This is a genomic window from Pengzhenrongella sp., assembly GCF_036565025.1.
Lineage (GTDB): Bacteria > Actinomycetota > Actinomycetes > Actinomycetales > Cellulomonadaceae > Pengzhenrongella.
Window position 1 is genome coordinate 1 of sequence record NZ_DATCNW010000252.1, and the last position, 7,969, is coordinate 7,969.

Sequence of the window (7,969 nt, forward strand, 5' to 3'; positions counted from 1 at the left end):
GGGTCAGCAGGACGGTCGGAGCGTCGTCGTCGGGCACGGGCGGCTGCGCGCTCGGGGAACGGTCGGGCGCCGGACCGGAACCGGTGCCGGTGACGATCGGCACCGCGCCGGTCTCGACCGGCTCCCAGCTCTCCGGCGCACCGCGCTGCTCGCGGCGACGGAGCCGCAGGAAGAGCGCGACGCCCGCGGCCAGCGCCAGCAGGCCGACGACGATTCCCGGCACGAGCCAGGGGGTCGTGACCGACTGCGGCCAGGAGAGCACGACGCTCGGCGCCGCTGCCCCAGCGCCCGCACCCGCGGCGAGCAGGACCCAGCGGCCCGGCTGCGGGGTCCAGGTCAGCTGGGCCGAACTCTTGCCGGTCGCCTGCTGAACCCACAGGTCAGAGCCGTCCGGGTCCGGACTCGGCTTCGCCGTGCCGCCGGCTGCGACCTCGTTCGTCTTCAGGGTCTTGGTGTCGGCGAGCCCGGTGATGACCGTGTGCGCGTCCTTGCCCACCCAGCCCGTGACGTCGGACTCCTTGCCGACCGCGAGCACGACCTTCTTGCCGCCGCCGGCGCGTGCGGTCACGGTGACAGGAACCCTGCCGCCGAGCTCGAGGACGCCCGGCGCCGTGACGACGACGTTCCCGTCCTTGCCGGCCGTTGCGGTCGCGACGAGCGTGTCGTCGGGGCGCCAGGCCGTCGCAGAAGCCACGCCCAGAGCGATGGCGGCGAGACCGAGGACGGCCAGGACAGCGGCGATAAGTCGTTGCAACACGCACGAACCCTTCTGGAGATGACGATCCAGAATAGGCGAGGCACGCTGAGCGACCGAATGCGGGCCCGAACGGCTCCCAGCACGCGTCCACACAGGCGTGAGGCACCACCCCCTCGAACGACGGATAAACTCACCCGCAAGACGGCCGGCCGATCCACCGTGAGTGCGCCTGGCGGCCGCGATCAAGCCCGATTCCGCCCGTGTCCAGGAGGATGCCTTGTCCGACGACCGTGCCCCTTTCCCTGTGGTCAACTTCCGCGGCTACGACCGCGGCCCAGTCGACGATCGCCTCGTCGAGCTGGAGCAGGCGCTCTCCGTCGCCCGGGCTCAGGTCGAGTCGCTCGACAGCCGGACCCTGCAGGTCGCGGGTGAGCTGTCCGAGGCGCACCGCCAGCTGCGCGAGGCCGAGAAGCCGACGTATGCCGGTCTCGGAACGCGCATCGAACAGCTGCTCCGACTCGCCGAGGAGCAGTCAACGGACGTCATCGGCCAGGCGAACGCGCAGGCCTCGGACGCCCTCGCGCGGGCCAAGCTGTCCGCCGGGCAGCTGCGGTCCCGCGCCGAGCTCGAGGTCTCCGAGCTGCTCGCCACGACCCGCCGCGAGGCGGAGGAGATCCGCGTGACCACGGGGGTCGAGGCCGACAGCACCCTGACCGGGGCCCAGCGCCGCGCCGAGGAGCTCGTCGGCTCCGCCGAGCGTGAGGCGGCTCGGATCCAGAGCGCGATCACCACCGAGGAGAGCGAGCGCCGCAGCGGCCTCGAGCGCGAGCTCGGAACGCTGAAGGCGACCGTCGAGCGCGCCACGACCGAGCTGCGGGTGAGCACGGAGCGCACCACGACCGAGCTGCGCAGCACGACGGAGGCCGAGACGACCGCCCAGCGAGCGGCAGCCGAACGGTACGAGCAGGATCTGCGCCAGTCCGCCGACGCCGACACGACCGCCCTGCGACACCACGTGGAGAACGAGCTCGCCTCCCTGCGGGCCGAGGTCGAGGCGTACGCCGCCGAGCACCGCTCGACCGCCGAGAACGAGGTCGGCGCGCTGCGCCAGCACGTCGACGCCGAGGTCGCCGGCCTGCGCTCCGCGGCCCTGCAGTACGCCGAGGGCGTGCGGGCGGAGACCGACCGTGAGGTCGCCGCGCTCGCGCACCGCGCCACCACCGAGGCGGCGGCGGTGCACGCCGAGGCCGACCAGTACGCCACCGCGGTCCACGCGGAAGTGGACCGGGAGGCCAACGAGCGTCGCCAGGGGCTCGCGGAGGAGCTCGCGGCGACACGGGCCGCGGCCGAGCTCGAGCTCGCGCCGCTGCGCTCCGACGCGGAGTACTACGCAGCCGCGTTGCGGGTGACCACCGAGCGGGAGACCGCCGAGCTGCGCGAGGCCGTGCAGCAGGAGACGACTCACCTGCGCACCACGACCGAGCGGACGGCCGCCGAGCTGCACGCCCTGGTGGCGCGCGAGACCGCCGAGCTGCGCTCGTCGACCGAGCGGGCCAGCGCCGAGCTGCACGAGGCGACGCGGCTCGAGGTCGAGCGACTGCTCACCGAGTCCCAGCGGACGGCTGCGGACCTGACCTCGACCGCCAAGACCGAGGCCGACGCCCGGCTCCAGCAGGCCGCGCAGGCGCTCGCCGACTCCGAGCTCGAGATCGCGACCCGGCACGAGGTGGCCGAGCGGGCGGACGCCGACCGGCACGAGACGGCGCGGGCCGAGACCGAGCGGCTCGTCAAGGACTCCGAGACGCATGCCGCCGAGGCGGAGCAGCGCGTCGTCGCCGCCCTGGCGAAGGCCGAGAAGGTCCGCAAGGACGCCGACGCCTACGCGAAGGAGCTGCTGTCCACGGCACGCAAGAACGCGGACAGCGCGGTCTCCCAGGCGCGGGAGCACGCCGAGAAGAGCGTCGCGGAGTCGCTGGTCGAGTCCGAGCGCGAGCGGACCACCGCCCAGCACCAGGTCGAGGAGCTCAACCGCCAGCGCGAGTCGATCACCTCCTACCTCGACGAGCTGCGCAAGCTGCTCGGGAACGAGGCGGTCCCGAGCAACAAGACGCTCGAGCGCGCGAGCAGGACCGAGGCGAAGTTCGAGGCCGAGCAGGCGCGTCCCAAGAAGAACGCACCGCCCGCCAGGTCGGCGGGGGTCACCCGCCCGGAGTCCGCCGCAGCCCTGGCGTCCTCGGGGCTCCCGAAGACCCAGGCGATTCCCGCCACCGAGGTGATCCCGAAGGTCGCGCTCACGCAGGCCGCCGAGACCGACGTGCCCGCACCGCGGTCCGAGACCGGGACGGCCGACACCGACTCGAGCTCGGCGCCGTCGGACGCCGACGCGGCCGAGACGACGTCGGCCGGGGTCGCGAAGCCGACCCGCTGACGATGCTGCCCGACGACGGCGCGGACTGGCGCGCACGACGCAGCCAGGCCGCCGCGGATCACGCGGCGGCCCTGGAGCGGCACCAGTCCGCGCAGTCGCGGCAGGCCCGCGAGCTGATCGCGCAGTTCGTGCGCGAGGCGACCGCGCGTCAGCTCCCGACGACGGCGCTGATGGCCCGCAGCCACAACGGCCGCACGCGCTACCGGACCGCGTTGCGCGGCTGGTACCTGCGGCGCAACGAGTCCGTGGCCGTCGGGACCGACGGTGAGTTCTACATCCTGAGCGTTCCGTCGAGCCTGGGTGCCCGCCTGCACGGGGCGACACCCGTCCCGAGCGATCCGCCGCTGATCCTCGGCAAGGGCGGCCGGGACGGGGAGTCCATCGACCTCGCCGACGCCCTCGCGCACGTGCTCGACCCGGAGGTCTGAGGGCCGCAGGCCGCAGCCCTGCGGCCTGCGTTCTCAGCCCGCGTCGACCCGAAGCGCGAGCGCGTCGAGCGCGGCCGCGACCGGCTCGGGTCCCTCGATGCTCGTCATGTGGCCGGCCCGCGGCACCACGACCAGGTCGGCGGCCGGGAGCGCGGCGCGCAGGTGCTCGGCGTCGGCGAGCGATGCGAGCTCGTCCTCGCGGCCGACCAGCACCAGGGCGGGCCCGCCGAACCCCGCGAGCACCTGCGTACGGTCGGGGCGCGCGGCCATCGCGCGCTGCGACCAGGCGACGCCGGCCGGTCCCTGCGCGCGGATCCAGAGCTCGAGGCGCCCGATGAGGTCGGCCCGCTGTACCCGGCTCGTCTCGCCGAGCAGCGCGCGACTCATCCCGAGCACTTCGTCGACGTTCCCCTCGGCGAGCACGGCGTCGGCGATCCGGTGGCGGTTCGCGCGCACCGCGTCCGGGTCGGCGGTCGACTTGGTGTCGAGCAGGCCGAGGCCCGCGACGAGCTCCGGGTGCCGCTCGACGAGCGCCATCGCGACGTAACCGCCCATCGAGAGCCCAGCGACGACGGCTCGCTCGATCCCGATGGAGCGCAGCGTCGCCGCCACCGCGTCGGCCGCGACCTCGAGCGCGGGCTCCCCGCTCGCGCCGCGCACGTCCGCCACGTCCTGACCCGCGGGCGAGGCGCCGAGCCCCGGCAGGTCGAGCGCGAGGACGGTGCGGTCGCCCGGCAGCAGGTCGACAACGTCGTCCCACATGCGGTGGTCGAGCGGGAAGCCGTGCAGCAGCACGAGCGGGACCAGGCCGGCCCGCCCGGTGCGATAGCGGTGGATCGCGAGCAGTCCGTCGGTGGTCATGAGTTCTCCTCGTTGGGGTCGGCCGGGTCTGCCGGGTCGGCGAGCACGTGGGTGACGATCTCGTCGAGCACGCGCCGCACCGCCTGCTCGCCCACCCACAGATGTCGTGCGCCGTCGACGCCGATCACCTCGGCCCGGCGCACGACGGCGAACCGCTCGCGCGCGCGGTCCGGGCGCAGGTAGGTGTCGAGCTCGGGCACGAGCACGACGAGCGGCTTGCCGAACGCGTCCCAGGCCGCCAGGTCCGCGTCGGTCGCGCGGTGCAGCGGCGGGGAGAGCAGGATCGCGCCCTCGATCGACGGGTCTCGCCCGTGCGCCAGGATGAGCTCGGTGCCGAAGGACCAGCCGACGAGCCAGCGCCGGGGCAGGTCGCGCGCCGCGGTGAACGCGAGGGCGGCCTCGACGTCGAACCGCTCGCCGCGACCGCCGTCGAACGTGCCCTCGCTCGTGCCGCGCGGGGAGGACGTGCCGCGGGTGTTGAACCGCAGCACGGCCAGGTCGGCGAGCGCCGGCAGTCGCCAGGACGCCTTGCGCAGGACGTGGGAGTCCATGTACCCGCCGTGCGTCGGCAGCGGGTGCAGGGTGACCAGGGTCGCGACCGGTGGGCGCTGCGCGGGTAGCGCGAGCTCGCCGACGAGCGTCAGGCCGTCCGCGGTGCGCAGCTCGATCTCCTCGCGCCGCGCGGGCAGGACGGTGAGCGCAGAGATCGCGACGCCGTCGTCGCGCGTTCGCGGGAGCTGCGTTCGAGGAGGCATCGACGCGAGCCTATCGACGTCGGCCGCGCGCATCCCAGCAGGCGCGGTGCCAGTGCCGACGGTCCTCGAGCGCGGAGGTCGGTCCGAGCAGCCCGTCGGACGCCCAGGCGACGACGTGCGCGAGGTGCGGGCCGATCACCTGCTGGCAGCCGGGGCACCGGAACGTCTTGTCGGAGCCCTTGACGCGCTGCACCGTCCAGGTCCCGTCGGGCGCGTCCTCGCTGCGCCGCCCGCCGAGCGCGCGCTCGAGGTCGAGCGGCACGTGTTCCGCGCCGCTCTTCGGATGACGCTTGGACGGGCGACCGCTGGGCATGGCACCCATTCTCCCCGGGTCAGCGGGTTGCTGCGGCCTCGACCTCGGCGTCGAGCTCGGGGAGGGTGTTCGTCGCCACCAGGGTGCGGTACCAGTACGCGGAGTCCTTCCAGATTCGCTCCTGGGTGTCGTAGTCGATCCGGATGATGCCGAACCGGCGGTCGTAGCCGTAGCCCCACTCGAAGTTGTCCATCAGCGACCACACGAAATAGCCGCGTACGTCCACGCCGGCGTCGATCGCGTCGTGCACGGCCGCGATGTGGTCGTGCAGGTAGGAGACCCGATCGGCGTCGTGCACGCGGCCGTCGGGGGTGACCTCGTCGCCGAAGGCGGCGCCGTTCTCGGTGATCATCAGCGGCTGGTCCGGGTAGGTGTCACGCAGCGACTCGAGCAGCTCGAGCAGGCCGGCGGGCTCGATGTTCCAGCCCATCGCGGTGTACGGGCCCGGCTGCTGGAGGAACTCGACGTCGTCCGCGCCGACCCAGGGGCTCGCCTCGGAGTCGCCATGACCGTCGGCCTGCGCCGGCACGCCGACGCCGCCGAAGTGCCGCACCCGCCCGGTGGAGTAGTAGTTCACGCCCAGGACGTCGATCGGCGTGTTGATCACGTCGAGGTCGCCGCCGCGCACGAACGCCCAGTCGGTGACCGAGGCGGTGTCGGCGAGCAGGTCGGCGGGATAGGCGCCGTCGAGCAACGGGCCGAGGAACGCCCGGTTGCCGAGCGCGTCGATCTTGCGCGCGGCGTCGAGATCCGCGGCCGATGACGGGTCGTCGGGCCGGGTCACGTGCAGGTTGAGCGTGATCGAGAGCCTCGCGGTGTCGCCCAGCACGTCACGGATCGCCCGGCCGGCCAGGCCGTGGGCGAGGTTCAGGTGGTGCACGGCCACGAGCGCGGCGGCCGGGTCGGTCCGGCCGGGTGCGTGCACGCCCGAGGCGTAGCCGAGGTAGGCCGCGCACCACGGCTCGTTGAACGTCGTCCACAGCGAGATGCGGGTGCCCAGCTCGCTCGCCATCCGCTTGGCGTACTCCGCGAACAGGTAGGCGGTGTCGCGGTTCGTCCAGCCGCCCGCATCCTCGAGCTCCTGGGGAAGGTCCCAGTGGTAGAGGGTGACCACGGGCTCGATCCCGGCCGCGATCAGCTCGTCGACGAGCCCGGAGTAGAACGCGATGCCGCCCGAGTTGAACTCCCCCGTGCCGCCGGGTTGGACGCGCGGCCACGAGATCGAGAACCGGTAGGCGCCGATCCCGAGCTTCTTCATCTCCGCGACGTCTTCGCGCCAGCGGTGGAAGTGGTCGGACGCGACGTCCCCGGTGTCACCGTTCAGGGTCTTGCCCGGGGTGTGGCTGAAGGAGTCCCAGATCGACGGCCCACGACCGCCCTCGGTCGCGCCGCCCTCGATCTGGTAGGCCGCCGTGGCCGAGCCCCACAGGAAGTCGTCGCCGAAAGTACGTTGCGTCATCGGAGTATGCCCGTGAAACCCCTGGCTTCAGCCATGGGGAGGTAAGGGTGCTTCTGCTTGGTTAGCGACACGCTGGTTCCTTTCGGTCGAACGTCAGTGCTATCCGATATGGTGGTTTTATGCCCATTGAGACGGTTCGGTACACGTACCGCCTCCGTCCAGGCGCGCAGGCCGAGGCCTCGCTGATCTGCGAGTGGAACCGGTGCCGATTCCTGTGGAACGAAGCCGTCCACCAGTCCAAGACCGGGCGCAAACCCACGCTCGGGAAGCTGTCGAAGCTGCTGACCGAAGCGCGTGGGGCGCACGCCTGGTTGCGGGAGGGTTCGCAGGTCGCCCAGCAGCAGACCCTGCGGGACTATGCCCGCGCGCTCGACCGGTCGTTCAAGGTCAAGGGGTGCGGGCGCCCGAAGTTCAAGGCACGGAAGAAGACCCTGGTGTCCCTCGAGTACACGACTCGCGGGTTCAGTGTGAAAGACGGGCGCCTGGCCCTGCCCAAGGGCGTCACCGTCCCGGTGGTGTGGTCCAGGAACCTGCCCTCCGACCCGACGAGCGTCCGCGTCTTTCAGGACACCCTCGGGTACTGGTATGCGTCGTTCGTGGTGCGCCGCGACACCCAACCGGCGGCTGTCGTGGACGGCGGCATCGGTGTGGACTGGGGCGTCACCGCCACCGCGACCACCACGAACCCCGTGTTCGACCTGCCGCACTCCTGCCACCGCAAACGGTCCGCCGACGCCCTCGCGAAAACGCAGCGCCGCATGGCGCGTCGGCGCCGCGCGAACCAGGCACAGTCCAACGGGTACTTGCGGGCGCGCCGCGACGCGGCGGCGCTGCACAAGAAGGGCGCCCGGCAAGTTCAGTACGACGCTCGCGTTTGGGCCAAGAGGATCGTCGAGGCCCACCAGTTGATCGCTGTGGAGGACTTCAAACCCAAGTTTCTCGCGAAGTCCACCATGGCGCGCAAGGCCACTGACGCAGCGATCGGCGCGGCGAAACGTGAACTGATCGAGCGGGGTTTGCGGGCTGGC

7 protein-coding genes and 1 pseudogene are annotated in these 7,969 nt (G+C 72.6%); 3 read left to right on the forward strand and 5 right to left on the reverse strand.

What is annotated here, in order from left to right; translation table 11 throughout:
* Positions 1-757 (reverse strand): annotated as a pseudogene (locus tag VIM26_RS14640) (hypothetical protein); the annotation flags it as partial.
* A gap of 217 nt (positions 758-974) precedes the next feature.
* Here VIM26_RS14640 and VIM26_RS14645 point away from each other — a divergent pair.
* Together VIM26_RS14645 and VIM26_RS14650 are read left to right on the forward strand one after the other, a co-directional pair.
* Positions 975-3,125 (forward strand): hypothetical protein, encoded by a 2,151-nt coding sequence (locus VIM26_RS14645; RefSeq protein WP_331952430.1) that lies wholly within the window; start codon positions 975-977, stop codon positions 3,123-3,125.
* A 2-nt stretch (positions 3,126-3,127) separates the two neighbouring features.
* The gene (locus VIM26_RS14650; RefSeq protein ID WP_331952432.1) at positions 3,128-3,553 is read left to right on the forward strand and encodes a hypothetical protein; all 426 of its coding nucleotides are present in this window, start codon (positions 3,128-3,130) and stop codon (positions 3,551-3,553) included.
* A 33-nt stretch (positions 3,554-3,586) separates the two neighbouring features.
* Here VIM26_RS14650 and VIM26_RS14655 read toward each other — a convergent pair whose 3' ends face one another.
* The 4 genes from VIM26_RS14655 to VIM26_RS14670 are packed head-to-tail and all read right to left on the reverse strand — an operon-like array spanning position 3,587 to position 6,941.
* Positions 3,587-4,414 carry an alpha/beta fold hydrolase gene (locus tag VIM26_RS14655; RefSeq protein ID WP_331952434.1) on the reverse strand — a complete coding sequence of 276 codons (828 nt, stop codon included), beginning with the start codon at positions 4,412-4,414 and terminating at the stop codon, positions 3,587-3,589.
* Entirely contained in the window at positions 4,411-5,169 is a 759-nt protein-coding gene (locus VIM26_RS14660) for an alpha/beta hydrolase (protein ID WP_331952436.1), read from the reverse strand. Before VIM26_RS14660 ends, VIM26_RS14655 begins: the two co-directional genes overlap by 4 nt.
* A 10-nt stretch (positions 5,170-5,179) precedes the next feature.
* On the reverse strand, positions 5,180-5,482 hold the full coding sequence (locus VIM26_RS14665; protein WP_331952438.1) for a hypothetical protein: 303 nt from the start codon (positions 5,480-5,482) through the stop codon (positions 5,180-5,182).
* Positions 5,483-5,501: 19 nt separating this feature from the next.
* The gene (locus VIM26_RS14670) at positions 5,502-6,941 is read right to left on the reverse strand and encodes a GH1 family beta-glucosidase (RefSeq protein ID WP_331952440.1); all 1,440 of its coding nucleotides are present in this window, start codon (positions 6,939-6,941) and stop codon (positions 5,502-5,504) included.
* Between the two features lie 119 nt (positions 6,942-7,060).
* Between VIM26_RS14670 and VIM26_RS14675 the strand changes: the two genes are divergently transcribed.
* A partial coding sequence (locus VIM26_RS14675) for a transposase (protein WP_331952442.1) occupies positions 7,061-7,969 on the forward strand: 909 nt, incomplete at its 3' end.

Bases quoted from the DNA above. Each gene is read 5' to 3' on its own strand.
- VIM26_RS14650 (WP_331952432.1), top strand. From the start codon at position 3,128: ATGCTGCCCGACGACGGCGCGGACTGGCGCGCACGACGCAGCCAGGCC.
- VIM26_RS14655 (WP_331952434.1), bottom strand. From the start codon at position 4,414: ATGACCACCGACGGACTGCTCGCGATCCACCGCTATCGCACCGGGCGG.
- VIM26_RS14660 (WP_331952436.1), bottom strand. From the start codon at position 5,169: ATGCCTCCTCGAACGCAGCTCCCGCGAACGCGCGACGACGGCGTCGCG.
- VIM26_RS14665 (WP_331952438.1), bottom strand. From the start codon at position 5,482: ATGCCCAGCGGTCGCCCGTCCAAGCGTCATCCGAAGAGCGGCGCGGAA.
- VIM26_RS14670 (WP_331952440.1), bottom strand. From the start codon at position 6,941: ATGACGCAACGTACTTTCGGCGACGACTTCCTGTGGGGCTCGGCCACG.